The 26707-nt window shown below is 42.0% G+C and carries 26 protein-coding genes; 9 read left to right on the top strand and 17 right to left on the bottom strand.

The window, feature by feature from the left end:
- Positions 1 to 78: 78 nt before the first annotated feature.
- From rseP to rpsB, 8 genes are all read right to left on the bottom strand, one after another.
- Complete coding sequence (gene rseP, locus QUE46_RS11355) at positions 79 to 1431, bottom strand: sigma E protease regulator RseP (protein WP_286244861.1); 1353 nt, start codon at positions 1429 to 1431, stop codon at positions 79 to 81.
- 1 nt (position 1432) lies between these two features.
- Positions 1433 to 2638: a 1-deoxy-D-xylulose-5-phosphate reductoisomerase gene (gene ispC, locus QUE46_RS11360; protein WP_286247746.1), complete on the bottom strand. Its 1206-nt coding sequence runs from the start codon at positions 2636 to 2638 to the stop codon at positions 1433 to 1435.
- Positions 2635 to 3501, bottom strand: coding sequence for a phosphatidate cytidylyltransferase (locus QUE46_RS11365; RefSeq protein WP_286244862.1), 867 nt, complete (start codon positions 3499 to 3501; stop codon positions 2635 to 2637). The genes ispC and QUE46_RS11365 overlap by 4 nt, the downstream gene beginning before the upstream one ends.
- A gap of 21 nt (positions 3502 to 3522) precedes the next feature.
- Positions 3523 to 4302: an isoprenyl transferase gene (locus QUE46_RS11370; RefSeq protein WP_286244863.1), complete on the bottom strand. Its 780-nt coding sequence runs from the start codon at positions 4300 to 4302 to the stop codon at positions 3523 to 3525.
- An 81-nt stretch (positions 4303 to 4383) separates the two neighbouring features.
- Positions 4384 to 4941 carry a ribosome recycling factor gene (frr, locus tag QUE46_RS11375; protein WP_286244864.1) on the bottom strand — a complete coding sequence of 186 codons (558 nt, stop codon included), beginning with the start codon at positions 4939 to 4941 and terminating at the stop codon, positions 4384 to 4386.
- Between the two features lie 13 nt (positions 4942 to 4954).
- Complete coding sequence (pyrH, locus tag QUE46_RS11380) at positions 4955 to 5704, bottom strand: UMP kinase (RefSeq protein ID WP_055016168.1); 750 nt, start codon at positions 5702 to 5704, stop codon at positions 4955 to 4957.
- 159 nt (positions 5705 to 5863) lie between these two features.
- Entirely contained in the window at positions 5864 to 6715 is an 852-nt protein-coding gene (gene tsf, locus QUE46_RS11385) for a translation elongation factor Ts (protein ID WP_286244865.1), read from the bottom strand.
- Between the two features lie 105 nt (positions 6716 to 6820).
- On the bottom strand, positions 6821 to 7549 hold the full coding sequence (gene rpsB / locus QUE46_RS11390; protein ID WP_286244866.1) for a 30S ribosomal protein S2: 729 nt from the start codon (positions 7547 to 7549) through the stop codon (positions 6821 to 6823).
- Positions 7550 to 7787: 238 nt separating this feature from the next.
- On the opposite strand from rpsB, the gene map reads away from it, so the two are divergent.
- The 3 genes from map (at position 7788) to dapD (ending at position 12132) form a co-directional block, all read left to right on the top strand.
- Positions 7788 to 8606 carry a type I methionyl aminopeptidase gene (map, locus tag QUE46_RS11395; RefSeq protein WP_286247752.1) on the top strand — a complete coding sequence of 273 codons (819 nt, stop codon included), beginning with the start codon at positions 7788 to 7790 and terminating at the stop codon, positions 8604 to 8606.
- 70 nt (positions 8607 to 8676) lie between these two features.
- Complete coding sequence (gene glnD, locus QUE46_RS11400) at positions 8677 to 11295, top strand: [protein-PII] uridylyltransferase (protein ID WP_286244867.1); 2619 nt, start codon at positions 8677 to 8679, stop codon at positions 11293 to 11295.
- A 9-nt stretch (positions 11296 to 11304) separates the two neighbouring features.
- Positions 11305 to 12132, top strand: coding sequence for a 2,3,4,5-tetrahydropyridine-2,6-dicarboxylate N-succinyltransferase (gene dapD / locus QUE46_RS11405; RefSeq protein WP_024033809.1), 828 nt, complete (start codon positions 11305 to 11307; stop codon positions 12130 to 12132).
- A 160-nt stretch (positions 12133 to 12292) separates the two neighbouring features.
- On the opposite strand, the gene QUE46_RS11410 is transcribed toward dapD, so the two are convergent.
- The 9 genes from QUE46_RS11410 to pspA form a co-directional block, all read right to left on the bottom strand.
- Complete coding sequence (locus tag QUE46_RS11410; protein ID WP_286244868.1) at positions 12293 to 13291, bottom strand: DUF2971 domain-containing protein; 999 nt, start codon at positions 13289 to 13291, stop codon at positions 12293 to 12295.
- Between the two features lie 246 nt (positions 13292 to 13537).
- Positions 13538 to 13882 (bottom strand): 4a-hydroxytetrahydrobiopterin dehydratase, encoded by a 345-nt coding sequence (locus QUE46_RS11415; RefSeq protein ID WP_055016173.1) that lies wholly within the window; start codon positions 13880 to 13882, stop codon positions 13538 to 13540.
- Positions 13883 to 13920: 38 nt separating this feature from the next.
- Entirely contained in the window at positions 13921 to 14718 is a 798-nt protein-coding gene (gene phhA / locus QUE46_RS11420; protein WP_286244869.1) for a phenylalanine 4-monooxygenase, read from the bottom strand.
- Between the two features lie 238 nt (positions 14719 to 14956).
- Complete coding sequence (megL, locus tag QUE46_RS11425) at positions 14957 to 16138, bottom strand: methionine gamma-lyase (RefSeq protein ID WP_286244870.1); 1182 nt, start codon at positions 16136 to 16138, stop codon at positions 14957 to 14959.
- A 136-nt stretch (positions 16139 to 16274) separates the two neighbouring features.
- On the bottom strand, positions 16275 to 17303 hold the full coding sequence (locus tag QUE46_RS11430; RefSeq protein ID WP_286244871.1) for a TIGR01620 family protein: 1029 nt from the start codon (positions 17301 to 17303) through the stop codon (positions 16275 to 16277).
- Complete coding sequence (locus tag QUE46_RS11435; RefSeq protein ID WP_286244872.1) at positions 17300 to 18724, bottom strand: YcjX family protein; 1425 nt, start codon at positions 18722 to 18724, stop codon at positions 17300 to 17302. Before QUE46_RS11435 ends, QUE46_RS11430 begins: the two co-directional genes overlap by 4 nt.
- Positions 18725 to 18781: 57 nt before the next feature.
- A complete protein-coding gene (gene pspC / locus QUE46_RS11440) occupies positions 18782 to 19183 on the bottom strand; it encodes an envelope stress response membrane protein PspC (RefSeq protein WP_286244873.1) in 402 nt (133 codons plus the stop codon).
- A complete protein-coding gene (gene pspB / locus QUE46_RS11445; protein WP_004586907.1) occupies positions 19180 to 19413 on the bottom strand; it encodes an envelope stress response membrane protein PspB in 234 nt (77 codons plus the stop codon). Before pspB ends, pspC begins: the two co-directional genes overlap by 4 nt.
- Positions 19414 to 19480: 67 nt before the next feature.
- Positions 19481 to 20140, bottom strand: coding sequence for a phage shock protein PspA (gene pspA, locus QUE46_RS11450; protein ID WP_004586906.1), 660 nt, complete (start codon positions 20138 to 20140; stop codon positions 19481 to 19483).
- Between the two features lie 186 nt (positions 20141 to 20326).
- Here pspA and pspF point away from each other — a divergent pair, with 186 nt between their 5' ends.
- The 6 genes from pspF to QUE46_RS11480 are packed head-to-tail and all read left to right on the top strand — an operon-like array spanning position 20327 to position 26682.
- On the top strand, positions 20327 to 21391 hold the full coding sequence (pspF, locus tag QUE46_RS11455; RefSeq protein ID WP_286244874.1) for a phage shock protein operon transcriptional activator: 1065 nt from the start codon (positions 20327 to 20329) through the stop codon (positions 21389 to 21391).
- A gap of 15 nt (positions 21392 to 21406) precedes the next feature.
- The gene (locus QUE46_RS11460) at positions 21407 to 23014 is read left to right on the top strand and encodes an ABC transporter substrate-binding protein (protein ID WP_286244875.1); all 1608 of its coding nucleotides are present in this window, start codon (positions 21407 to 21409) and stop codon (positions 23012 to 23014) included.
- Complete coding sequence (locus tag QUE46_RS11465) at positions 23014 to 24048, top strand: ABC transporter permease subunit (RefSeq protein ID WP_286244876.1); 1035 nt, start codon at positions 23014 to 23016, stop codon at positions 24046 to 24048. Before QUE46_RS11460 ends, QUE46_RS11465 begins: the two co-directional genes overlap by 1 nt.
- Positions 24035 to 24928 (top strand): ABC transporter permease subunit, encoded by an 894-nt coding sequence (locus tag QUE46_RS11470; RefSeq protein WP_024033801.1) that lies wholly within the window; start codon positions 24035 to 24037, stop codon positions 24926 to 24928. The genes QUE46_RS11465 and QUE46_RS11470 overlap by 14 nt, the downstream gene beginning before the upstream one ends.
- Entirely contained in the window at positions 24929 to 25921 is a 993-nt protein-coding gene (locus QUE46_RS11475) for an oligopeptide/dipeptide ABC transporter ATP-binding protein (protein WP_286244877.1), read from the top strand. It begins immediately after the preceding gene.
- Entirely contained in the window at positions 25921 to 26682 is a 762-nt protein-coding gene (locus tag QUE46_RS11480; protein WP_286244878.1) for an ATP-binding cassette domain-containing protein, read from the top strand. The genes QUE46_RS11475 and QUE46_RS11480 overlap by 1 nt, the downstream gene beginning before the upstream one ends.
- The last annotated feature ends 25 nt before the right edge of the window (positions 26683 to 26707 follow it).

A 26707-nucleotide genomic window follows, 5' to 3' on the forward strand; every position in this document is an offset into this window, starting at 1 on the left:
TGTATTACCGCTTAACATCAAAACTAAAAGTTAGTGATGCTTACAATCGTGTTCTAATTAGTAATTGTCACGCTGTAACTACAAACGCGATACATCATTGAACAAAGCGAAACATGTTAAAAATATGAGCAGCAAGGCGCCCACTTTAAAACCAAATTCTTGTGTCTTTTCAGAGACCGGCTTTTTACGGAAAAGTTCAATTATGTAATACATTAAGTGTCCACCATCAAGCACTGGCAGAGGTAATAAATTAAATACACCCAAGTTAACGCTTATTAGCGCTAAAAAGCTTAAAAAGGCGACTAGCCCGTAGCTTACGCTAGTTCCTGCACCTACTGCAATGCCCACCGGGCCACTTAAATTTTTAACCGAAACCTGACCCGTAAGTAAATTACCAATCATGTCAAAGCTAAGCGTTATAAGGCGCCAGGTCTCTTGAGTGCCACGCGCTATACTATCAAGCGGACCAAAGCTTCTGCTTTCAACATAGCCCTCTGGCCATGGCTGAACAACTGGCGCAACACCTAAAAACCCTTGCTCAACACCGTGCTCATCAATACGCGATTTAGGCGTTACCATTACGCTTTTTATACTATCTTGTCTTTTTACACTAAATTGTAAAGATTTGTTAGCCGATTGCGTAATAAGATTAACTAATTGCTGCCAATCGCTTATTGTTTCACCATTTACAGCGATAATCGTATCGTTAACCTGCAAATTTGCCAGTTCGGCCGCTGAATTTTTAGTAATCGCCGCTATGGTTAATGTGGCTTGGGGCCTAAACGGTACAATACCTAGTGAGCTCAGTGGCGGCACATCTTGTTGATCGAGTTTCCAGCCTTCTACGTTGAGCATTTTTGTTTGCTCTTGGTAGTTTTGGTTACGCACAACAACTGGCACACGTTGCTCACCTAGGCTCGACATAAGTGCAAAAGTTGCATCTTGCCAAGTAGCAATATCATCATCGCCAATTTTAATAATTTGCTCAGAAGGCATAATGCCCGCCTGCTCTGCACGGCTTCCTTCTGTAATGCTACCTACTACAGGTTTTATCGATTGCACGCCCACCATGTACATAGTGGCAAGCGCTACAATGGCGAATAAAAAGTTAGCCAATGGGCCAGCTGCTACTATGGCTATACGTGCCTGAACCGATTTAGCGTTAAATGACAAATGGCGCTCATTTTCTGGTACTTCATCGACTCGCTCATCAAGCATTTTTACGTAACCACCAAGTGGAATAGCCGCAATTACGTATTCTGTATTGTATTTATCGTGCCACTTTAAAAGCGGCTTACCAAAACCAATTGAAAAGCGCAGCACTTTAACACCCATTTTACGGGCAACCCAAAAATGGCCGTATTCATGGATGGCAACTAGAATACCCAGCGCTAAAATAAATGAACCAAGATTCCATAAAAAATCTAACATATTAATGAGTCACTTTTGTTATTAGGTGCGCAGCACGTTGGCGGGCTGATTTGTCACACTCTAAAATTTCATCCAGGCTTTGTACGTTTGTAAATGTGGCATCGTCGAGTGTTTGTGCATTAATTTTATAAATATCTGTAAAGCCAATTTGACCCTTTAAAAAAGCCGCCACCGCTATTTCGTTTGCAGCATTTACGGTGGTGGTTGCGCCTTGCCCTGCACTGCACGCATCAATAGCAAGTTGTAAATTGGGATAACGTGTAAAGTCAGGTTTTGTGAACGAAAAATCACACATATCCGAAAAGTTAAGTGGTTTAACGCCGGCATCTATACGCTCTGGAAACGCAAGTGCATGGGCAATTGGCGTGCGCATATCGGGGTTACCCATTTGCGCTAAAATAGAGCCATCATGGTATTGCACCATAGAATGAATAATACTCTGCGGGTGGATCACCACCTCAATATCGCTGGCGTCACAATTAAACAGCCATTTGGCTTCAATAAATTCAAGGCCTTTGTTCATCATGGTGGCTGAATCTACCGATATTTTTTGTCCCATAGACCAATTTGGATGCGCAACAGCTTCGCTCACCGTTACCGCTTTTAAGGTATTTATATCACGCGTTAAAAATGGCCCGCCAGAGCCGGTAAGCAATATTTTACTTACGCCTTTCTCTTGTAAATTTTGATCAGCATTTGCGTTTTGAAGAGAATGAGGTAAGCACTGAAAAATAGCGTTGTGCTCGCTATCAATGGGTAACAATGTGGCTTTATGCTGTTTTACTTTATCAATAAACAACTGCCCTGACATAACTAACGATTCTTTATTGGCAAGCAGTACCTTTTTACCAGCCTCTACAGCGCTTAGTGTAGGTAGTAAACCGGCAGCGCCAACAATAGCTGACATCACAGTATCTACATCAGGATGCGCGCATAAATCGCTCATAGCTTGCTGTGAATGCATTACTAAGGTTTGGCATGGCGTATTATTTAAATACGATGCTAATTGCTCTGCAGCGCTTTGGGTGGCCATAACCGCATATAGCGGTTCGTGTTCAATACACAGCTCAGCCATTTTTTTGGCATTGTGGCCTGCCGTTAGGGCAAAAACGTTAAATAGCGATTTGTTTCGCGCTATCACATCTAATGTACTTAACCCAATTGAACCTGTAGCACCTAAAATAACAAGTTGTTGCTGTTGGCTCATAAACTCAAGGTCCATGCATAGCACATTACAAACATAGGGGCGGCTGCGGTTAAGCTGTCAATTCTGTCTAAAATACCGCCGTGACCAGGTAAACAGCGGCCGCTGTCTTTTAAGCCTGCTTCACGTTTAAACATACTTTCTAGTAAGTCACCAACAGCCGAAAATAAGGCTATAAAGGCGGTCATTACGGCATAAATAGGCCATACAGCAAAATCAACACCGGTAAAGTGGCAAAAAGCTAACACAAATATAATTGATGCAACCACACCGCCAGCTAAGCCTTCGATGGTTTTGTTTGGACTCACCTTTGGCATTAGCTTGTGTTTACCAAAACTTTTGCCTGTAAAGTAGGCACCTACATCGGCGCTCCACACAATGCCAAGTACCACTAAAATCAGTACTGAGCCAAAATGCGTTGATTCGGCGTATTGCGCGCTACGCAAGGTATTAAGTGCAAGCCATAGTGGAATTAAAGTAAGTAGTCCTGCAATGCCGCGCATTACCAAGCCTTCGTTCCATGCCTTGGCCATAGCTGGATAACGCCAAATTAAATAACTGGCCACAATCCACCAAGCAAATGAGAGCGTAAATAAGTAATTTGCATCCCCGACCAGCTGGCCGTTTTGCCACAGAGATTCAATCGGCCAATGTAAATTTAACAGTGCCAATAGCGCTCCAATTAATACGACAAACGCTCCACGCTTTAATTTTCCACACAGGCCCATAAAAGCAGACCACTCCCACGCGCCAAGTAAAACAATAATACCGGCGAAATAACTAAATAAAGTTAGTGGAGTATAAAAAACCAAGGCTAGCGCTAACGGCGCTAATACAACCGAGGTTAAAATTCGTTGTTTTAACAAAATAGTGACCCTTTTTCTATTTTAGGTTTGAGCGAGTAATTGTTTTATTTGTTCGCCCGTACAACCAAAACGTCGCTCTCTGGCAACGTAACACGCAATGGCCTCTGCAAATGCTGCTTCGTTAAAATCAGGCCAAAGAGTATCGGTAAAGTAAAGTTCCGCATAAGCAGCTTGCCATAGTAAAAAATTACTAATACGAACATCACCACCGGTGCGAATGAGCAAATCCAGCTCCGGTTGATCAGCCATGCTCATATGCTGTGCTAAGCGCTCTTCTGTAACATCCTCTGCCTTGAGTTGTCCGCTTGCAACTTGTACTGCAAGTTGCTTTGCTGCATTTGCCATGTCCCATCTACCGCCATAGTTAGCAGCCACATTTAAATGCAAACCGGTGTTATCTGCTGTTAGCTCATGCGCAGCGTCTACTTTGCTACGTAAACTTTCAGAGAAGCGTGATAAATCTCCAATAATGGTTAGTTTTACATTATTTTTATGAAGCTTTTTTACTTCCTTTGTTAAAACAAACAAAAAAAGCTCCATTAAAGTGTTTACTTCATCTTCGGGGCGGCGCCAGTTTTCACTACTAAAAGCAAATAAGGTTAACGATTGTATCCCTAATTTAGTACAGAACTGAACAGATTGACGAACTGCGTCCACGCCTTTTTTATGCCCGAACACACGAGGTCTATTTCTAGCTTGCGCCCAACGCCCGTTCCCATCCATGATGATGGCAACATGTTTAGGTAAACATTGCTGTGAAATTGTATCAGCGTCTAGAACCATAAATATTGAGTATTCCATAAAAAAACGCCGCCTAGTATACCCTAGACGGCGTTTCAAAACTAATATATTTCATAACCTACATTGAGGTTATTTAGCTGTTTAGATTTCCATCAACTCAGCTTCTTTCGCTGTTAGTTGTGTATCCATTTCTTTAATAAATTTATCTGTAAGCTTTTGAATTGCATCTTCCGCTTGGCGCGCTTCATCTTCAGAAATGTCTTTCTCTTTTAATAACGATTTAATATCGCCATTGGCATCACGACGAATGTTACGCACAGCAACACGGCCGCTTTCAACTTCGCCACGAACAATTTTAATTAAATCTTTACGGCGCTCTTCAGTAAGCGGAGGAAGTGGTACGCGAATAACCGTACCCGCAGACATAGGGTTTAAACCTAAGTCAGAGGCCATAATCGCTTTTTCTACCGCTTGCGCTAAAGACTTGTCGAATACGCCGATAGCAAGCGTACGAGAGTCTTCAATCGTTACATTAGCTACTTGGTTAAGCGGCGTATCAGCACCGTAGTACGATACCATGATACCGTCTAAAATTGCTGGGTGAGCACGACCTGTACGAATTTTTGATAGTTGACTACCTAGTGCTGCTACACTTTTTTGCATGCGCTCTTGCGCATCTTTTTGAATATCGTTAATCACGGTTTAATCCTAATTATTTGATTACTTCATCTGAGGCTTGTGAAGAGATAAGCGTGCCTTCTTCTTCACCCATAATTACGCGTTTTAAAGCGCCTGATTTATTCATGTTAAATACGCTCAATGGCATATTGTGATCGCGAGCGAGTGTAAACGCCGCTAAATCCATTACTTTTAATTCTTTATCAATGATTTCATTGTAGCTTAAGTGACGGTAAAGCGTGGCATCTGGGTTTTTAACCGGATCATCACTGAATACGCCATCCACTTTAGTGGCTTTAATTACCGTGTCGGCTTCAATTTCAATACCGCGTAAACACGCAGCAGAATCGGTAGTAAAGAATGGGTTACCTGTACCCGCCGAAAAAATAACAACGCGGCCAGATTTTAATAAGCTAATAGCTTCAGCCCAGTTGTATGCATCACATACACCGTTTAATGGGATTGCCGACATTAAACGACAATTAACAAATGCACGGTGTAGCGCATCGCGCATTGCAAGGCCATTCATGACCGTTGCAAGCATCCCCATGTGATCACCCACTACACGGTTCATACCAGCTTCTGCAAGTGATCCACCACGTAAAAAGTTACCACCGCCGATAACTAAACCCACTTCTACGTCGAGTTCTACCAGCTCTTTAATTTCTTGGGCCATACGATCTAATACTTTAGGGTCGATGCCGAAGCCTTCGTCTCCCATTAAAGCTTCACCACTTAATTTGAGAAGAACACGTCTAAAAATAGGTTTACGATTGATAGTCATAATATTGGGGCCAACTTTTTATTAAATTATGGGTAAAAAATAACCGCGCTTATGATAAACATAAAAGCGCGGTTATTTTAAAGAATTTCTAAGCGTGACGCAAAAGCAAATAGTACTTTAATGGCATCTAATTTCCTTATGCATCACAAATAGTTAATCTTACTCGCCTTTAGCAGCTGCAATTTGAGCAGCAACTTCAGCAGCAAAATCTTCTTCTTTCTTCTCGATACCTGCACCAACTTCCATACGTACAAAGCCAGTAACTGTTGCGTTTTTCTCTTTAAGAATTTCGCCAACAGATTTTTTAGGTTCCATGATGAAAGCTTGACCAGTAAGAGAAACCTCACCAGTAAATTTCTTCATGCGACCAACAACCATCTTCTCAGCGATTTCAGCAGGCTTGCCTTCGTTCATCGCGATGTCGATTTGTACTTGCTTTTCTTTTTCAACAACATCAGCAGGTACGTCATCTGGAGTTAGGTAATCTGGGTTTGAAGCAGCAACGTGCATTGCAATGTGCTTAAGTGTCTCTTCATCAGCAACACCTGCAACAACAACACCAATACGCTCACCGTGACGGTATTCAACTAGTTGCTCACCAGTGATGTACTGAAGACGACGTACATTGATGTTTTCACCAATTTTAGTTACTAGCTCAACGCGGTCTTCTTCAAACTTAGCTTGTAAGTCTTCAATAGACGTAGTCTCTGCAATCGCAGAATCTGCAACTTTGTTAGCGAATGCTAAGAAGCTTGCATCTTTAGCTACGAAGTCAGTTTGACAGTTAACTTCTACAAGTACTGCAACACCGTCGTTTTGTTTGATGATGATAGTACCTTCAGCAGCAATGTTACCTGCTTTTTTAGCAGCCTTTGCAGCACCGCTCTTACGCATGTTTTCAATTGCTAACTCGATGTCGCCATCAGTTTCAGTTAACGCTTTTTTACAATCCATCATGCCAGCGCCAGTACGCTCGCGTAATTCTTTAACTAGGGCAGTAGTTACAGCCATTAGTAAATCCTCAAATCTGAAATCAGGTATTAGATAAGCGGGTAAACCGCTCTACAAGAATAGCAAGTCTTCACCTTATAAAGATGAAGACTTGATGACAGCTAATTACTCAGCTTCTACAAAGTCGTCTTTCTCAGCTTGAGCAACGATGTTGTTCTCACGACCTTCAGTGATAGCAGCTGCAACAGAACTAGTGTAAAGGTTGATTGCACGGATAGCATCATCGTTACCAGGTACGATGTAATCAACACCGTCTGGGTTAGAGTTAGTATCAACGATTGCAACAACTGGAATACCTAGGTTGTTTGCTTCACGGATAGCAATGTGCTCGTGATCAGCATCGATAACGAAGATAGCGTCTGGAAGGCCACCCATGTTTTTGATACCGCCAAGGCTCTTTTCAAGCTTTTCCATTTCGCGAGTAAGCATTAACGCTTCTTTCTTAGTTAACTTCTCGAAAGTACCGTCTTGGCTTTGAACTTCAAGGTCTTTAAGACGCTTGATTGACTGACGAACTGTTTTCCAGTTAGTTAACATACCACCTAACCAGCGGTGGTTAACGAAGTACTGGTCGCTTTGTAAAGCAGCTTCTTTAACTGCTTCGCTTGCTGCGCGCTTAGTACCAACGAAAAGAACTTTACCTTTGTTTGCAGCAGCACTTGATAAAAACTTAAGTGCGTCGTTGAACATTGGTACTGTTTGCTCAAGGTTGATGATATGTACACGGTTACGTGCGCCGAAGATGAAAGGCTTCATCTTAGGGTTCCAGTAACGTGCTTGGTGACCAAAGTGAACACCAGCTTGAAGCATATCGCGCATTGAAACGTTTGCCATTTTGTAAATCCTCTATGTAGTTTAGGGTTAGGCCTCCACATATCCCATAGCACCAACACCGAAGTATTTAAACTTCAAATGCACCCAAGTGTATGTGACGATACGTGTGTGTGTTAAAATAAAATTGTGTTTGCCTTAAATACAAAAAATCATTTAAGAATTTATTTGTAAAAAGACGGCGCGCTTTATACCATATTAAAATTAAATACTCAACGTCGCGTGCAAAATTTGTGCGACGATAAATGTTAAAAAACGCAACTTTGGAGCCTCAATGAGCGCTGTGATCAAGACCCCTGAAGAAATTGAAAAAATGCGTGTAGCCGGGCGCTTAGCGGCAGACGTACTTGAAATGATAGAACCACATGTAGTGCCTGGTGTGACTACTGATGAGCTAAATACAATTTGTCATGATTATATTGTAAATGTGCAAGATGCTACCCCTGCGCCACTAAATTATCACGGTTTTCCTAAGTCAGTATGTACCTCAGTAAATCACGTTATTTGCCACGGCATCCCAAATGACAAACCGTTAAAAGATGGCGATAGTGTCAACATTGATGTAACCGTCATTAAAGATGGTTACCACGGCGACACCTCAAAAATGTTTCATGTAGGTACGCCAAACATTCAAGGTAAACGCCTTGCACAAGTAACACAAGAAAGCCTGTACCTTGCCATTAAAATGGTAAAACCTGGTGTGCGTTTAGGCGATATTGGTGAAGCAATCCAAAAATACGCAGAAAGCTTCAATTACTCTATTGTACGTGAATACTGCGGCCACGGTATTGGAAGCGAATTCCACGAAGAGCCACAAGTAATGCACTATGGTAAAGCGGGTACTGGCGAAACACTTAAAGCGGGTATGTGTTTAACAATTGAGCCAATGGTTAACGCAGGTAAGCGCCAGTGTAAGCTTTTAAAAGATGAATGGACTGTCGTTACCCGCGACCGTAGTTTGTCTGCACAGTGGGAACACACTTTATTAGTGACTGAAAATGGTGTTGAAATTTTAACGCTGCGATCAGATGATACTATCGACAGGATTATCGAACACTAATAATAAAACCACAGCACTAAATTAAGCATAGCTCATTGAGTGTGAACGGTTCAATAAGGAGCCAGCCCACGTGGCATTACCCAACAAAGTAAAAAAGTTGCTCAGCGATGCTGAGCAACTGAGCGATTATCGCGATTGTTCTAGCTATTTTTATAAGTGGTTACATAATCAGTTTTCTAAGCAACCAGTTGGTAATTTAATTAATGCCCGGGCAGAGTTTATAGACCGCCTGCTAATTAAACTGTTTCATGTTTATGATTTGGCTCACGAGCCTGATCTGGCCCTTATTGCCGTGGGCGGGTACGGCCGTGGTGAGCTACACCCCTACTCCGACATTGACTTTTTACTGCTTGTTACGCAGCCACCGAGCGAGCAAATATGTGAAAAAATAGGCAAGTTTGTAACCATGCTTTGGGATCTCAATTTAGAGATTGGCCATAGTGTGCGTACCATTGAACAAGCAATAGAACAAAAACGTGAAGACGTTACCTTTGCCACCAGCTTGCTCGAAAGCCGACTAATTTTTGGTAACCACATTGAGTTTGAAAAGCTCAAAACGCATATTATCGAAACCCCAGTTTGGCGCTCAGGTGAATTTTTTGTGGCCAAAGTGCAAGAGCAAAACCTACGTCATAAAAAATGTCACGGTACAGCTTACAACTTAGAGCCAAACATCAAAGAAAACCCCGGTGGCTTGCGTGATTTACAAACCATAATTTGGGTTGCTAAAAAGCACTTTAGAGCCGAAACCCTGCAAGAGCTAATTAGCCACGGCTACTTAACACATGAGGAGTTTCAGGAGCTCTCGGAGTGCCTAGAAAACCTCTGGAATATTCGCTTTGCACTGCATTTAGCCGCTGGGCGCTCAGAAAACCGCTTACTGTTTGACCATCAACCTCATACTGCCGAAATACTTGGCTTTGGTAGTGATGGTAAAGCCTCGGTTGAGCGCATGATGAAACGCTTATTCAGAATAATGAGCCGTGTGCGTGAGCTTAACCAAATGCTGCTATCGTACTTTGAAGAAAGTATTATGCCAGAGAGCAGCGAAGCGCCAGTAATTGAGTTAGACAAAGACTTTGAACGCGTTGGGCACCAAATTAGAGTAAAAAACCCCTCGGTATTTTTTAGGCGTGACCAACTTTTTGTTTTATTTGAACATATTGCCGACAACCCAGAAATTACCCATATTTACCCAAGTACTATTCGTACCATTAGGCAAGTACGCAGGCGCCTATTAGGTGATTTACAAGATTATGCCGCATGCCGCGAGGCATTTATGCGCATTGTAAAACATCCCAATGGCATGGGGCGCGCATTTACGCTAATGCACAAACACGGCATGTTGGCTGCGTATTTACCACAATGGCGTAATATATTTGGGCAAATGCAATTTGATTTATTTCATGCCTACACAGTAGATGAACACACCCATAAATTAATCAATAATATTTACCAGTATTTTGATAAATCTAAAGTGAGCGAGTTTCCACTTTGTAGTGAAATAGTAACCCGTATGGATAAGCCTGAGTTGCTTTATTTAGCGGGTATTTTTCATGATATTGCTAAAGGGCGTGGCGGCGATCACTCAGAGCTTGGCTCGGTTGATGCCATTGCATTTTCTAAGTTACATGGCTTCCCGTCATCAGATGGCAAACTGATATCGTGGTTAGTTGGTAACCATTTACTTATGTCGGTTACCGCGCAGCGTAAAGATATAAACGACCCAGGTGTTATTAAAGACTTTGCATCACGGGTAAAAACAGAACGCCAGCTCGACTACCTATATTGTTTAACCGTTGCCGATATTCGCGCAACCAACGACAACTTATGGAACGATTGGAAAAACACGTTACTGCGCGAACTCTACTTACATACTCAACGTGCGCTACGCCTAGGGCTTGAAAACCCAATGGATCAACGCGACCAAATTCGCGATAAAAAGCACCAAGCTAAACAGCGCTTACTTAATTTAGGCTATGCAGAAGAGCAAATTGATTTAATTTGGAGCCGCTTTAAAGCCAATTACTTTACTGCCTTTAGTGAGCAGCAAATATCGTGGCAAAGCGAACACCTATTAAAATGCGCAGACTTAAGCCTACCCAGTGTCATTGTTTCTGATAAAGCAATGCACGGCGGCACGCAAGTATTTGCCTATAGCCCCTACTCAGGGCCACTTTTTGCCCGTTTAGTAAGTGTAATAGGCTCTAAAAAAGCGCAAATACAACACGCGCAAGTACTTACAACTAAGGACGGCTACGCCCTATTTAATTTTGTAATACTTGAAGTAAGCGGTGACCCGATTGCAAGTAGCCGCGCACAATCAATTAAACGCGGGCTTGAGCAAGCACTTAACGAGCCGCGTAAAAAAATACGCTTTAAAAAGAACCGCTCGCAACGATTTAAAGACTTTAATATTAAACCTAAAATAGTGCTGCGCCCTCATGCACGTAAAGATCGCAGCCTAATAGAAATTCAAGCTGTTGATATACCTGGTTTACTAACCAAAATTGCCGAAGTTTTCCAAGCGCATTTATTACACATTCATGCTGCCCGCATTACCACAGTAGGTGAACGTGCAGAGGATTTCTTTGTCGTATCAAATAACGAATACCAAGCGCTGACTGATGAAGAGCAAGCAAAAATTCATCAGGCATTACGTAAAAAATTCAACGCCGAAACAGAATAAGGACACACCATGTCAGATTTAAAAACCATGATCGAAAACGCCTGGGATAACCGCGATAGCATTAGCCCAAGCAGTGTATCAAGCGATGTTAAACAAGCGATTATTGACGCACTAGAGCTACTTGATAGCGGCGCTGCCCGCGTTGCTGAAAAAATATCAGGCGAATGGGTTGTACACCAATGGCTTAAAAAAGCCGTATTACTGTCGTTTCGTATTCGCGACAACCAACCAATGAACGACGGCGTAAATCAATTTTATGACAAAGTACCGCTTAAATTTAGCGACTATACGCCGGAGCAATTTCAGCAAGGCGGCATGCGCGTAGTACCAAATGCGGTAGCCCGTAAAGGCAGCTTTGTAGGTAAAAACGTGGTACTTATGCCTTCGTACGTAAACATTGGCGCATACGTAGACGAAGGCACCATGGTTGATACATGGGCCACTGTAGGCTCATGTGCACAAATTGGTAAGAACGTACACTTATCGGGCGGCGTTGGCATAGGCGGCGTTTTAGAGCCACTACAAGCTAACCCAACCATCATTGAAGACAACTGTTTTATTGGCGCACGCTCTGAAATTGTTGAAGGCGTAGTGGTAGAAGAAGGCGCTGTTATTTCAATGGGCGTTTACATTAGCCAAAGCACTCGTATTTATGACCGTGAAACCGGCGAAATTCACTACGGCCGCGTACCAGCAGGCGCTGTAGTTGTGCCAGGTGCGCTCCCATCAAAAGATGGCACCCACAGCCTTTACGCTGCAATCATCGTGAAAAAAGTAGATCAACAAACACGTGAAAAAGTAGGCATCAACGCCCTACTACGCTCGATTGATGATTAAAAGAAGCTTTTAGCTGTAAGCTGTAAGCTTTTAGTTGATTTGTGTTAAACGTAGGTTGGGTTGAGTGAAACGAAACCCAACAACACATTAAAGCTTAGCGTTTTAGCTGAACTTTAATTGTATATAGAAAAGCGCTAAGTCCGTATGGGATTAGCGCTTTTTAAATTCTTCTAAATGAAGTTTCAGTGCTAGAAACTTTTACATTGTAATCTAATGAACTCAAAAGAGACCTCAAGCCTTTAACAGCCAAGTCTTTGTTCTCTGATGGGCCAACTATAATCTCTTCAATTGAATTTTTAGGAAAAGGTATCGCTCTATATGGGGCTATAATGCCAGACTTTAGGGTTCTGTAGCGTAAAGGAAAAAACTCTTTCACTCCATTTTCAAGCTCTATAAAATCAATATTTGAGGAGTCTATAAAATCAAAATAACCCTTTTCAGTATTTTCATTTAATGAGACTAAACCAGGGTAAAAAAGAGTAAAACGATACTCTTCTTCATATTCGAACGCTTGATCTTTTATGCTAGCAATCTTAAAAATCGCTTCATTAAAAATTTCAATTGCAGTAATAGCACATTTTTCATTTAGGTCATTTCCACTTAAATTTGGATCTAACACATAACTTAAAACCTCAGGCAGATAGTGTTCTTCAATTAAAGAATGAAGCATTTCCTCAGTTGGTTGGTAATCAACATCATCATAGCCACTCAAAAGTTTTCTTTGCCTAAAGTACTCATCATCAAATAGCTTTTCTTTATTAAACTTTATGCAATATGAAGTTTGCTCTGACCCGTAAGTTAGCCAGTGGTTTAGGCTATCACGCTTAGTTGTAAATGAAGTGGTATAAATTTCATCAATGGTATTATTATCAATTATATTCCATAGAAAATTTAAAAAATGATTTGCGAGATGCACGTCCTTACTTCGCATTTCTTTTTGGGTAACATCTAAAGGTATATTTTTGTGTTTGGCATAAATTTCTTCGAGTTTGATTTGTGAAAACTCAGACAAACTCTCTCTGAGTGATTTTATTCTATCAATTCCTTGCTTTATTTCTCTAAAATCATTTAGATACTCTGTGTTAGTAGCCCATAAACTTTTGCTCTCTAAAATTCCCTTTAAACCATCTGCAGAAGTGTAGTGATAAACATAATCCATATTTAAAGCCTAAAAAATTCCAGAGATTAACTGCGAGTCTAACCCTTTTATACAAAACAATAAAATTGAGATGACACAGAGTACTATAACCCTGTTGGGTTTCGTTTCACTCAACCCAACCTACGGCGATAAAGTTAACGCCGTTCAGCTCGTCACTGATAGCTGACAACTAATAACTTTTATTTAGCTAATAAAAAAGCACTTATAAAAATAAGTGCTTTTGGGTTTGCTCAATTAATTTTTTAATTACAGCGCGTTAAATACGTCGTCTGTTTTAGCTGCGCAAATAAAGTCGTTTTTGTGTAGGCCTTTAATTGAATGGCTCCACCACGTTACGGTTACTTTGCCCCACTCGGTTAATAAACCAGGGTGATGGCCTTCATCTTCTGCCATATCGCCTACTTTGTTAGTAAACGCCATAGCTTGCTTAAAGTTTTTAAACTTATAAACACGCTCTAGCTGCATGATGCCGTCGCGTACTTCTGGTACCCAGTCTGGGATTTTAGTAATTAATTGTGCAAGCTCTTCGTCAGATACTTTTGGCGCATCTACGTGGCAAGCTTCGCATTTTTGTTCACTTAATGAAGACATTTTAAATCCTTACTTTAGCGTTTCTTTTTAAATTAAAGTTAACTGGCTAATTGTTCTTTTGGTGGAAATTTGGGGTCGTGCAAGCCAAGCGCTTTAGCTTGCTCAACCAAAGTCATAATATCCATTTGCGATATATCAAACAGATCATGAATCGAATTAATGGTGTAGTACTGGGGTTGCATAATATCTATGCGGTAAGGCGTACGCAGCACATCAATGACGCTCATAGGCGTTATTTCTGGTGTGTCTGAATACACGTACTGGGTTTCACCTGGGCTTGATAAAATACCGCCGCCGTAAATACGTAGGCCGTTTTCGGTTTGCATTAAACCAAACTCAACCGTAAACCAATACATACGCGCAAGGTACACGCGATCTTTTTTCTGCGCAGCATAGCCTAATTGGCCATATTTATGTGTAAATTCGGCAAAGTCAGGGTTGGTTAGCATGGCACAATGGCCAAATATTTCATGAAAAATGTCAGGCTCTTGTAGGTAATCAAACTCTTCACGGCTACGAATAAATGTAGCTACCGGAAACTGCTTATTTGCCAATAATCTAAAAAACTCATCAAAATCGATAAGCGCAGGCACAGGGGCTACTTGCCACCCAGTAGTCGCCAGTAGCACCTCGTTAAGTTCGCTTAACTGGGGAATACGATCGTGTGGTAGGTTTATTTTTTTAAGCCCATCCATATACTCATCACAGGCCTTACCTTCTATGCACGCAAGTTGGCGTGCTACAAGCTCAGACCAAATTTTATTTTCTTCTTCGCTCCAGTGAATAACACCATTTTCGTCTGGTGTTTTGGAGGTGTATTTACTTGCTTTAGCCATAATAACCTTCTTGGGGTTAAGCCCTAAATGTGTGTCAGTGTAATACTCAAAAAGTAATGAATATCTAATGCAGCCATACTAAGCAAAAGTGAAGAGAAGTTTAATAGTTGAGCGTATATCTACATTTGGCACGATCAACCAATGTGTACACTTATGATTACACCTAAGGAATAAATTGTGTACACCTTTAATTTCAGTGACCTTAAAGGCCACCCCACCCGTACACAATTAAATACACTCAATAGATAGTGGCAAAAGCTTGGTCTAAGTCTGCAATAATGTCGTTAACATCCTCAAGCCCAACAGAGAGCCTTATTAGGCCATCACTAATTCCTGCAGCTGCACGCTCCTCGGGTGTATAAGGTGAATGTGTCATTGATGCGGGGTGTTGAATGAGTGTTTCTGCATCGCCTAAACTTACAGCAAGTGTGCAAAGCTTCATGCTATCTATAAACTGCGCACCCTGAGCAAGGGTGCCGTTAATTTCAAATGCAATAACGCCGCCTGCGGCCTTCATTTGGTTACCTATGTATTTGTTACCTGGATGCGATTTAAGCCCTGGGTAATAAACAATATTAACCTGTGAGTGCGCCTCTAAGTATTCGGCAACCGTTTGTGCGCTTTGGCAGTGACGCTCCATACGTATAGCTAAGGTTTTTAGGCCGCGATTAATAAGCCATGCATCGTGCGGGCTTATGGTGGCACCAATATCTTTAAGTACCGTCATTTTTATTAAGGTAATGTGTTCTTGCGTTCCACACACAAGCCCTGCGACTACATCGCCATGGCCGTTTAAATACTTAGTGGCACTGTGCATAATAATATCTATACCGTACTGCTTAGGCGATTGCAGCAGTGGCGTTAAAAAGGTGTTGTCGACCACACTAATTAAATTGTGTTGTTTAGCCACTGCGCCAATTAAGGCTAAATCAATAACAGCCATTGTCGGGTTTATGGGTGTTTCGACAAATATCATTTTGGAATTAGGTTTAATGGCAGCACGGAGCTCGTCCTCGCAGGTCATATCAACAAAAGTGACTTCAATTCCCCAGCGCGGCAACATGTGTGCAAAAAATGCGAACGTACAACCATATAATGCGCTTGATGCCACAAGGTGATCGCCCTGCGATAAAAAGCTCAACACCGATGCCGATACAGCGCCCATACCGGTGGCCGTTGCCGCTGCAGCTTCGCAGCCTTCTAACTGTGCGACTTTTTGCTCAAGTTCGGTGGTGGTTGGATTACCCAGGCGGGTGTAAATATAACCAGGCTCTTCGCCTGCAAAGCGTGCGGCACCTTGTGCTGCATTTTCAAAATGAAAGGTAGAGGTTTGATACAAAGGCGATGTAAGTGCGCCATGCGGATCGTTTGCTTTTTGCGGGCCATGAATACATTGGGTATTAATATGCTGCTTGCTCATTGTGTGCTCTCGTTTTTATTATGTGTGTCAATTACATAAATAAAACGCACCGCAGTTTAAATCACAAGCATGCCGGATGCTCAGATGGCTATTTGTGCAAAGTTTACCCGCTTAGCTGTACACAAATATTTCCATGCTATTGTGTAGGCTCTGTTTTTCCTCGTTTTATAATTTTACTGGTAATACTTTGCACTGTACCTTTTAACAAGCTGCGTTTGTTTTCAAGCCTTGGTAATGGGCGGCTAAGCTCCATTGCTTTGTAGCCAATACGTGCTGTAAAAATACCGGCGCTTACACCTTGTGCTGCACGCCCCGAAAGCTTGCCTAAAAGCTCAGCACTAAGTGCTGTTGCTGCTAAATCAGATACAAGCTCAGTACTGCCTACAAACATCACTTGTTTTATAAGCATACGGTAGAGCTTAATGCGGCTTGCGTAACCAAAACCAATGCCATAAATTTTACCTATTTGCTCAATTAACTTAGTGCCGCGCCAAAGCACTGCCATCATATCCACCAGCGCAAGCGGGCTTAGGGCAACGAGCAATGCTGACTCTGTCGCAAAGCGGTTTATAAGCTTTTTAGCTTGCGTGTCTTGCGTTATAAGTAAGCTATTTGCGTAAAGAGTCATTATTTCTTTATCGCTGTGGTGGCTAGCCACTTGGTTTTTAAACGCTTCGAAGTTGTCGAGCTGCTGGTGCTTATTTAATTTTTCAAGCCACGGTAATGCACCGCCTACTTGCTCACTATTTAAGAGTCTGTCGGCTTCATGGCGGTGTAACTGATTACGCTTTAAACTGCGCAGCATTCTATATTCGCGCCAAAGCATGCGGCCAATTAATAACACACCACTTACCACGGCTGTTAAATATACGCCGCCTAAAATTACCGACTGCTGGAACGCAAACACTAACGAATACGCGAATTCTAGTAGCACTAATACTAAAAAACTTATAGCAAACACCCCTTTAAGTGTTTGCCATTTAGATTTTTTATATACCGGCTCTAAGTCTATTTCACCTTCAATAAGTTCATCTTCAGGCTCTTCAATAGAGTCACTTTGACCTTGGGTAATTATTTTTGCAGGGGCAAGTTTAGGCTCAACCTGCTCATCAGCTTGGGTATTAATACGCCTACCCGCTTGAAATGTTTGCTGTGTGTCGTTCATGATAATTTGTCTCCTAGCAGGTACTGCATCACATGATCAAGGCGAATATGCTTAAGTTGTTTGTCGGGGTTTGGCATAGGTGCAAACGATAAAAACTCAAAGCCCTGCGCTGGCCACTCATTTTTATTAAGCATGCGCTTAGGTGGCTGTGGCGGTAAGTAAGTTAGCCAGTCTTGCTCGTTAAGTGGTTTGCCATAAATGCAATCTAGCGTTTGCCCTTTGTCAGCAACTTGGCGCGGTTGCGTTGCAGCAATTGACGACATTGCCATGGTTTCTATTTGTACACCGTCAAATTTTAGATGATTGCTTTGCTCATGCACGAGTGAATCAAGTAGTAGTGCTAAGTCTTTATGATGCTTGGCACTTATATGATCTGACTTATTGGCAGCAAACAGTATTTTATCGATATTAGGTTTAAATAAGCGCTTAAAAAAGCCCGACTCGCCGTAATTAAAATGTGCAAGTAACTGGTTTATTACACTACTTTGCTCTTGAAGTGTTTCGTGGCCTTCGTTTAAAGCGCTCAGTACATCTACCAACACAATTTGGCGGTCAAAGTGTTTAAAGTGCTCATTATAAAATGGTTTAACCACCTCTTTTACATAGGCGTTAAAGCGCTTAATTAAATGCGCTAAGTTAGAGCCTGGCACTATCTCATCGCTTTTTATATGCTGCGCATTAACCGGAAAAAACAACAAAAGGGGTGCACCTTGTAGGTCGCCAGGCATTAGCATACGTCCAGGTTGTAACATGGCAAGCTTGGTGTCTTTTTTAAGGCCCACCAACATACTTTGATAAAGTGTAGCAATATGTGCAAGCAAGCCTTCATCTACGGGGGCATTTAAATCAAGCTGTTCAAGCGCGTTTAAAAATTCAGTAGAGGTGCCCACACGCGGGTGCTGTAATAAAAGCGGGAATTGTTGCTCGCACCACTGGCTATAGCTTTGCTCAAGCATAGGTAAATCAAGTAGCCATTCGCCTGGGTAGTCAATAATGTCTAGATACAATGTAGATTGCGGTGAAAAATGCCCACGTAACCCTGATGCGCTTTGGTATTTAATCGCTAAACGCAGGGTATTAATGCGCTCGGTTGATGCAGGCCATGTAGGCACCCCATCAGCTGGGAGCAAGGCATTAAGCGCTCGCGAGTAGTCAAAGGTAGGGACTTTTAACGCCTCTTGCGGCACCACTTTAGTGGCTATATGGCGGTGCTCTCGCATTACATCAAAAAACGGTAAGTTTTTGTCATCACTTTGTGTTGTAAGGTGTTTAACCAGTGCAGTAATAAACGCGGTTTTACCACTACCACTTAGGCCGGTTACGGCCAATTTAACGTGTTGATCTAAACTGCGATGAAGGGCTTTTTGGGCTGAACCTTTAATACTTTTAAAGGTTTTTTTGGCAAATGAAGTGCTACTCATAATGGGCTAGCACTTCATTGATGCTGTTAATCACCGAACAAAGTGCTATTAAATCCTTTAAAGTTTGTTGATTTCACGGCTAACCGTAAACTCGCTTGAAGTAACATGGCGCTCCATATCTTGAAGGCGCGTGTCTATTCGCGTTAAACGCTCTTTTAAGTCTTGCAATGCGCGGCGCGGTGGCTCGCCTTTTTGCCAAACTTTAAATTTAACTTCTAGCGGATCATCAGTTTTAGTTGAGCTACTAGTATGCATAGTAGTGGGGTCTTTTTTATCTAAAATAAACCACGCTGCAATATACGCTACCACAAATAATGGGCCACCCGTTAGCAGTACCGCACTAACAAAAATAATGCGAACTAACCATAACTCCATATTAAAGTAGTCACTTAATCCCGCACATACACCGGCTATTTTACCGCGCTGTGGGTCTCTTAATAATTCGCGTTTGGCACTCATACTTTGCGTCTCCATTGTGGTGACTCTTGATCAAGCAATGCTTCAAGGGTTTCTACTCTATCAGCCATTTTTTCGGCTTTGTGGGCAAGTTCCAATAACTGACGATGTTCATGCTCACTTAACCCTTGGCTCACTTGTTTTTTGCTACGGTAGTGTAAAATTAACCACAGTGGCGCAACAAAAATCATGAACAAGATAAAAGGTGCAATTAGTATCTCTGGATCAAACATAATCCTCTCCTGACAATCCGTATTCGATGTTTTAAGCAGTGGGGCACTTTAAGTGCCCCTTTATAAGTTATTTATCAGCTAGCTTCTTTTTAAGTTCAGCAAGCTCATCATCTATCTTTTCATTTTTTTGCAAGTCGGCAATTTCATCTGCAAGCGACTTTTTACCTAAATCGTAAGACTCTATTTGAGATTCTAGTCCATCAATTTTAGTTTCGTAGCGCTCAAAGCGATTAAGTGCGTCTTCAACTTTAGAGCTATCAAGTGCTTTTTTCACTTCAAGGCGCGACTCAGCCGAACGTTGACGTAAAATAATGGCCTTTTGACGTGCTTTAGCATCAGCTAGCTTTTCTTGTAGTGTAGTGACTTCTTGCTGAAGTTTCTCAATGTGAGACTCTACATGCTCAAGCTCAGACTCTACTGCTGCGACTGCTTCTGCTGATTTTTGCTTTTCAAGCAACGCTGAACGCGCTAAATCGTCGCGATCTTTACTTAGTGCAAGCTCAGCTTTATCTTGCCAATCGCTCACTTGTGCTTTTAGTGTATCTACACGACGTACTAATTCTTTTTTCTCAGCCAGTGTTTTAGCTGACGTAGAGCGTACCTCTACCAATGTGTCTTCCATCTCTTGGATAATAAGACGAACCATTTTTTCTGGGTCTTCTGCTTTATCTAAAATGGCATTGATATTAGAATTAACAATGTCTGCAAAACGTGAAAAAATTCCCATAACATTTACCTCTGTAATATAAACTTAGTTGGTCTGCTGTAACTAGTATCAATATGCTTGCCAACTTTTTAAAATCTAAAATACACTTTATTTTCATTAAGTTAAACTAAATATACAAATTCCTTTAGTTATCCCTGATTATGAAATACACTAACTGTTAGCAAAAATGACCAAGAGTTAGGAAAAATGAGCCAATATCGCCAACAGGATAATTTACTCGGCCAATCTGATAGCTTTTTAGCTGTACTTGATCAGGTATCGCAGTTAGCTAATTTAGATAAGCCAGTGCTTATTATTGGTGAGCGAGGAACTGGTAAAGAGCTTATAGCCGCCCGTTTGCACTTTTTATCAAAACGTTGGGATCAAAACTACGTAAAGCTTAACTGTGCAGCCCTTAACGAAAACCTCCTCGAAAGCGAATTATTTGGTCATGAAAGCGGTGCTTTTACCGGAGCAAGTAAACGCCACGAAGGTCGCTTTGAACGCGCTAACAGCGGTACCCTATTTTTAGATGAGCTGGCTAATACATCAGCCATGGTACAAGAAAAGCTTCTGCGTGTTATAGAGTACGGAGAATTTGAGCGTGTGGGCGGTAAACACACCGTAAAGGTAGATACGCGATTAGTGTGTGCAACCAACGAAGATTTACCCCACCTTGCTGAGCAAGGAGAATTTAGAAGTGACTTACTTGACCGCTTAGCCTTTGATGTAATTACCCTGCCACCACTGCGAGAGCGTCAAGACGATATTATGCTACTCGCTGAGCAATTTGCGATGAATATGGCACGCGATTTAGAGTGGGAATTGTTTAGCGGTTTTACCCGCAGCGCTACCGACGCCCTGCTAAATTACGACTGGCCAGGTAATATACGCGAACTTAAAAATGTAGTTGAGCGGAGTTTGTATCGCCATGGTAATGAACATATTCCCGTTCACCAGATTATTTTAGACCCATTTGAAAGCCGCTTTAGACCCAAAGCACGTATTAAAGCCCCAATTGCCACACCGCTTGCCCCAGCTGAGCCTACACCACTAGCCGCACCTGTTAGCGAGCTTAGTAACGAGCTTAGCGCCCCAATTGAGTTTCCGTGTAGCTTAAAAGAGCGCTCTAACGAATTTGAAATAAATATGATTAATAAAGCCCTTGAGCATAGCCAATTTAATCAAAAGAAAACTGCAGAAGTACTCGGTTTAACGTATCATCAATTACGTGGTTATCTTAAAAAATACAATTTATTAGAAGATAAATAGTTAGAGGTTATGCGAGTGCATAAAATACTACTTGTTTTACTAGCCAGCACCTTAACCGGCTGCTTTGATAGTAAAGAAGAAATAATAGAAGAAAAAAACCAAGGCCTCGTTTATTGCGCCGAAGCGAACCCTGTGTCGTTTAATCCGCAAGTAACAACCACCGGCTCAACTATTGATATTATTGCTAATCAGTTATTTGACCGTTTAATTAGTATTGACCCTGTTACTGCAGATTTTAAAAGTGAGCTGGCAACCGATTGGAAAATTAGCAACGATGGAAAGTCGGTCACCTTTACACTGCGTAAAGGCGTAAAATTTCATTCTACCTCTTACTTTACCCCTACTCGCGATTTTAACGCTGATGATGTTATTTTTACCTTTAGCCGATTATTTGACGTATACAATCCGTATCATTTTGTAGGCGATGCAAACTACCCGTATTTTCAAAGTGTGGGGCTCGATCAGCTTATTCGTAAAATTGTCCGCGTGTCTGACTATCAGGTGCGCTTTGAACTATTTCATCCAGAGAGCAGTTTTTTAACCAACATGGCCACCGACTTTGCTGTAGTACTGTCGCAAGAATACGCCATGCAATTAAAAGCGCGAGATCAAACTAATTTATTTGACCAGTACCCTATTGGCACAGGCCCCTACATTTACAAAGAGTACCGACGCGATCACTTAGTGCGCTTTTACCGCAATCCCCTTTATTGGAAGCACGATGTTGCCCTTGAACAGTTGGTTTACGACATTACGACAAACGGCACTACACGTATTGCAAAAATGCTGACTAAAGAGTGCGATGTAACCGCGCACCCAAGTAGCGCACAGCTAAGTATTTTAGCGCAACGAGACGATATAAACGTTGAAAAAGAAACCAATTTAAATATTGGTTATTGGGCTTTTAATACAGAGCGTGCCCCATTTGACGACATAAGAGTACGCAGAGCCCTCGCGCATGCAATTGATATAGACAAAATAATGCAAGCCGTTTATTACGGTAATGGGATACGCGCGCAATCTATTTTACCGCCAACCTCGTGGGGCTTTGAACCACAAGAAAATATGCCTGTTTTTGACCCAGAACTGGCTAAAAAGCTGCTCATAGAAGCGGGATTACCTAATGGCTTTGATATGACCATTTGGGCCATGCCGGTGAGTCGAATTTATAACCCTAATGCACGTAAAATGGCAGAGCTGATGCAAAGCGATTTACGCAAAATTGGGGTTAACGTAAGTATTGTAGAGTACGAGTGGAATACTTTTATTCAGCGTATAGGTGAACACCGCCACGATAGTGTATTACTTGGATGGGCTGCCGATACCCCCGACCCAGATAACTTTTTTAGCCCACTACTAAGCTGTACTGCCACGTTTAGCGGTAAAAACCCAGCAAATTGGTGTAACCCACAGTTTGACTTATTGCTTACCCAAGCACTCGACACCACCGATTTAAGCCTGCGCAAACAGTATTATGATCAGGTTCAAGCGCTGATTGTAGAGCAGCTCCCTTTAGTACCGATTGCTCATGGCATGCGTTTTCAAGCAAATAGTGCCGATGTAGAAGGGATAACCCTTGGCCCATTTGGGGCTATTTCACTCGCAAATGCGAGGAAGAAATAATGATACTTGATTATATATTACGCCGCCTTGGCTTATTTTTATTCATGATTTTAATGCTGAGCATTTTTACCTTTTCGCTTAGCTATTTGTTTCCAGGCGATCCGCTTAGTAACCTAAGTGGTATCCCTAGCGGTAATTTTTCTCAGCACAGTGAGCTTGAAGAAAAATACATGTATGACAGCAATTACGTTATGCAATATTTGGCGTTTTTAGGACGTATATTCCAAGGTGATTGGGGGTTATCGTTTGCCTCAGGAGACAACGTTTTTCAACACATTTTAGATTTAATTCCAGCAACTTTAGAATTGTGTGTTTATGCACTTATTGTATCGGTTGTGGTGGGCGTACCCGCGGGCATTTTGGCCTCAGCGTATACACGCCGTTGGCCAGATAAATTAATTAGCTCTACTACCATGATTGGTTACTCTATTCCGGTTTTTTGGTTAGCACTGTTACTTATTATGATTTTTTCGCTCAAGCTGGGTTGGTTTCCTATGTCGGGCAGAATGGGGTTACTCTTTGAAATACCGCCTAATACCGGGTTTATATTAATTGATATTATGCTCGCAGGCTTCCCGTACAAAGGTGAAGCATTTATAGATGCACTGCATCACTTAACACTGCCAACCATAGTACTTGCCATGTTTCCTACCACTGTTTTAGTGCGCTTTACCCGTGACTCTATGCTTAAAGTAATGGATCAAAGCTTTATCAAAACAGCCAGGGCAAAAGGCCTTAATCGACGCCAATTAATCATGCATCATGCGCTGCGCAATGCGCTATTGCCGGTAATAAAACAAATAGGCCTGCAATTTAGTACGCTAATTACACTTGCCATGATAACCGAAGTTATTTTTTCTTGGCCTGGTATTGGCCGTTGGCTAATCGATAGTATTTACCAACGAGACTACCCTGCTATTCAAGGCGGTTTAATGGCGGTGTCTATGTTTGTTATTATTGCCACTATTGTTGCTGAGCTTACATATACTTTGTTCGACCCAATTTCGCGGAATCAGGCACATGGTAAAGTTTAAGTTATTTTCTGAAGAGTCGAATAAATCGCCGCTGGCGCGTTTTTGGCGCAAATTTAAAAACAATCACCCCGCCTTGGTTGGATTATGGATTTTTATGGCGTTTGCGTTATTGGCCGCCAGTGCACCCTTTTTAGCCCCGTATGGGGTTAACCAACAACATAGCGATGCATTACTTATACCGCCATCATGGCGAGAAATGGGCGATGTGCGCTTTATTTTAGGCACCGATGACTTAGGACGCGATGTACTTTCACGCCTAATGAACGGCGCCACTTACACGTTTGGTTTATCGGTAGTGGCTGCATTTATTACCACCATCATAGGTGTGCTTGTAGGCACTTTTGCCGGTATTAGTCGCGGCCTTCGCTCTAGCTTTTTAAATCACTTGCTTGATATCACGCTCTCTATTCCGTCTTTGCTATTGGCGATTATTATTATTGCCGTACTTGGCCCAGGCTTAATGAATACAGTGTGGGCTATAATATTGGCGTTATTGCCACAATTTATTCATTCTATTCGTAATTTAATTGTGGATGAGCTAAGTAAAGATTACATTACCGCCTTTAGGCTTGATGGTGCCTCTAACTGGCATATTTTGTCGCGGGGTATTTTTCCTAATATTTATGAGCACATTGTGGTTATTTTTACCACCGCACTTTCTACTGCTATTTTAGATATTGCCGCCTTAGGCTTTTTAAAACTTGGTGCACAGCCCCCTACGACGGAATGGGGCGCCATATTAGCTGAGAACTTGGGCCTTATATATTTAGCACCTTGGACCGTTGCACTACCGGGTGTATTATTATTTTTAGCTGTATTGTCTACCAATTTAGTAGGTGATGGCCTACGAAAAGTGCTTAAAGCACGTAAGGCTGATTAGATGCAATTACTCGACGTTAGAAATTTAACCATAGAGCTACGTACCTCTGAAACGGTTATTCGGGCTGTAGACAGAGTCAGCTTTAGCTTAAAAGAAGGCGAAGTACATGGCTTGGTGGGCGAATCGGGCTCAGGTAAAAGCTTAATAGCCAAGGCCATCGTTGGGGTACTTAACGAACGCTGGAATATAACAGCCGATAGAATGCATTGGCGCGGTGTTGATTTAATGCGTTTAAGCCCAGAGCAACGCAGAAAAACAGTTAGCCAAGATATTGCGATGATTTACCAAGATCCTAGCCGATGCCTTGATCCGACCGCAAAAATATTTGATCAAATAGCTGAAACATTGCCTGAAATATCCACTAAGGGCTTTTTTTTAAAGCGCAATAGAGAGCGTAAAGACCGCGTAAAAGCGCTTATTCATAAAGTGGGGATTAAAAATCACGACGCTGTGCTTGATAGTTACCCACACGAGCTCTCAGAAGGCGTGTGTCAAAAAGTAATGATTGCCATGGCCATTGCCCGCACCCCTAAACTTCTTATTGCTGATGAACCTACCACAGCGCTTGAGAGCACCACCCGCGCACAGGTATTTAGGTTGCTAAAAAGCTTAAATCAATTAAAAAACATGTCTATTTTGATGATCTCTCATGAGCTTGAAGAAATTGCTGACTGGTCGCACGGTATTCATGTTTTATATTGTGGGCAAATGGTTGAAGCCGGCCCAACGCAACGTATTTTTCGCCAGCCTCGCCACCCTTACACGCAAGCGTTATTAAAAAGCTTACCTAATTATGAGCAAGGCTTAGCACACAAAGAACCCTTTTATGCACTTAAAGGCACTATCCCAACTTTGCAACATTTACCTATAGGTTGCCGATTAGGCCCACGCTGCCCACAAGCACAAAAAGAATGTGTTATTACCCCTGCGCTTACAAAGCACCATGGGCACAGTTATGCGTGTCATTTTCCGCTTGTTAAGGAGATGAAGTAATGCAACCGGTATTAAAAGTACAAGCGCTTTGTAAAACCTTTAACATACGTGCTGGTTTATTTAGCCGCAAAAAATTTGACGTACTTAAAGATATTTCATTTTGTGTTGGCAAAGGCGAAACAATCGCTGTAATAGGTGAAACCGGTGCGGGTAAAAGTACGCTCGCTAAATTACTCGCTGGGGCCGATAGCGCCGACAGTGGGCAAATTTTATTAGAAAGTAACATTATTGAAGATGATGGCGTGCGCGATGATCAATGTCGACATATCCGCATGATATTTCAAGACTCCGCTGCCTCGCTCAATCCGGGTCTCACTATAGGAGATATGCTAGATGATTGCTTGCAGTATAATACCGACTCAGATCAACTGGCTCGCCAAGAAAAAATAGATGCCACGCTGTCTAAAGTGGGGTTGCTAGTTGATCATCAAGATTATTACCCTCACATGTTTAGTGTAGGTCAGTTACAGCGTGTAGCGTTGGCGCGGGCGCTTATTTTAGACCCTAAAGTGGTGGTGCTTGATGAAGCTCTATCGGCTTTAGACCCATCTGTTCGTGCGCAAACAGTTAACTTATTACTTAAGCTGCAAAAAGAAACCGGCCTCACTTATGTACTTATAACGCACCATTTAAGTTTAGTGCGCCATATTAGCGATCAGCTAGTGGTACTTGAAAAAGGTGAAGTAGTTGAATATGGACGTACCGAAGAGGTGTTTCAAAATCCGCAATCAAAAGTCACCCAGCGTTTGATTTGCTGTTAATACTAAGCTTATAACCATAACCAAA

Origin of the sequence: Pseudoalteromonas sp. MM1, from assembly GCF_030296835.1 — a bacterium.
Classification (GTDB): domain Bacteria; phylum Pseudomonadota; class Gammaproteobacteria; order Enterobacterales; family Alteromonadaceae; genus Pseudoalteromonas.

Coding starts and splice junctions, on each gene's coding strand:
- rseP (WP_286244861.1), bottom strand. CDS start 1,431: ATGTTAGATTTTTTATGGAATCTTGGTTCATTTATTTTAGCGCTGGGT.
- ispC (WP_286247746.1), bottom strand. CDS start 2,638: ATGAGCCAACAGCAACAACTTGTTATTTTAGGTGCTACAGGTTCAATT.
- QUE46_RS11370 (WP_286244863.1), bottom strand. CDS start 4,302: ATGGAATACTCAATATTTATGGTTCTAGACGCTGATACAATTTCACAG.
- pyrH (WP_055016168.1), bottom strand. CDS start 5,704: ATGACTATCAATCGTAAACCTATTTTTAGACGTGTTCTTCTCAAATTA.
- tsf (WP_286244865.1), bottom strand. CDS start 6,715: ATGGCTGTAACTACTGCCCTAGTTAAAGAATTACGCGAGCGTACTGGC.
- rpsB (WP_286244866.1), bottom strand. CDS start 7,549: ATGGCAAACGTTTCAATGCGCGATATGCTTCAAGCTGGTGTTCACTTT.
- dapD (WP_024033809.1), top strand. CDS start 11,305: ATGTCAGATTTAAAAACCATGATCGAAAACGCCTGGGATAACCGCGAT.
- QUE46_RS11410 (WP_286244868.1), bottom strand. CDS start 13,291: ATGGATTATGTTTATCACTACACTTCTGCAGATGGTTTAAAGGGAATT.
- QUE46_RS11415 (WP_055016173.1), bottom strand. CDS start 13,882: ATGTCTTCATTAAGTGAACAAAAATGCGAAGCTTGCCACGTAGATGCG.
- phhA (WP_286244869.1), bottom strand. CDS start 14,718: ATGGCTAAAGCAAGTAAATACACCTCCAAAACACCAGACGAAAATGGT.
- megL (WP_286244870.1), bottom strand. CDS start 16,138: ATGAGCAAGCAGCATATTAATACCCAATGTATTCATGGCCCGCAAAAA.
- QUE46_RS11430 (WP_286244871.1), bottom strand. CDS start 17,303: ATGAACGACACACAGCAAACATTTCAAGCGGGTAGGCGTATTAATACC.
- QUE46_RS11435 (WP_286244872.1), bottom strand. CDS start 18,724: ATGAGTAGCACTTCATTTGCCAAAAAAACCTTTAAAAGTATTAAAGGT.
- pspC (WP_286244873.1), bottom strand. CDS start 19,183: ATGAGTGCCAAACGCGAATTATTAAGAGACCCACAGCGCGGTAAAATA.
- pspB (WP_004586907.1), bottom strand. CDS start 19,413: ATGTTTGATCCAGAGATACTAATTGCACCTTTTATCTTGTTCATGATT.
- pspA (WP_004586906.1), bottom strand. CDS start 20,140: ATGGGAATTTTTTCACGTTTTGCAGACATTGTTAATTCTAATATCAAT.
- pspF (WP_286244874.1), top strand. CDS start 20,327: ATGAGCCAATATCGCCAACAGGATAATTTACTCGGCCAATCTGATAGC.
- QUE46_RS11465 (WP_286244876.1), top strand. CDS start 23,014: ATGATACTTGATTATATATTACGCCGCCTTGGCTTATTTTTATTCATG.
- QUE46_RS11470 (WP_024033801.1), top strand. CDS start 24,035: ATGGTAAAGTTTAAGTTATTTTCTGAAGAGTCGAATAAATCGCCGCTG.
- QUE46_RS11475 (WP_286244877.1), top strand. CDS start 24,929: ATGCAATTACTCGACGTTAGAAATTTAACCATAGAGCTACGTACCTCT.
- QUE46_RS11480 (WP_286244878.1), top strand. CDS start 25,921: ATGCAACCGGTATTAAAAGTACAAGCGCTTTGTAAAACCTTTAACATA.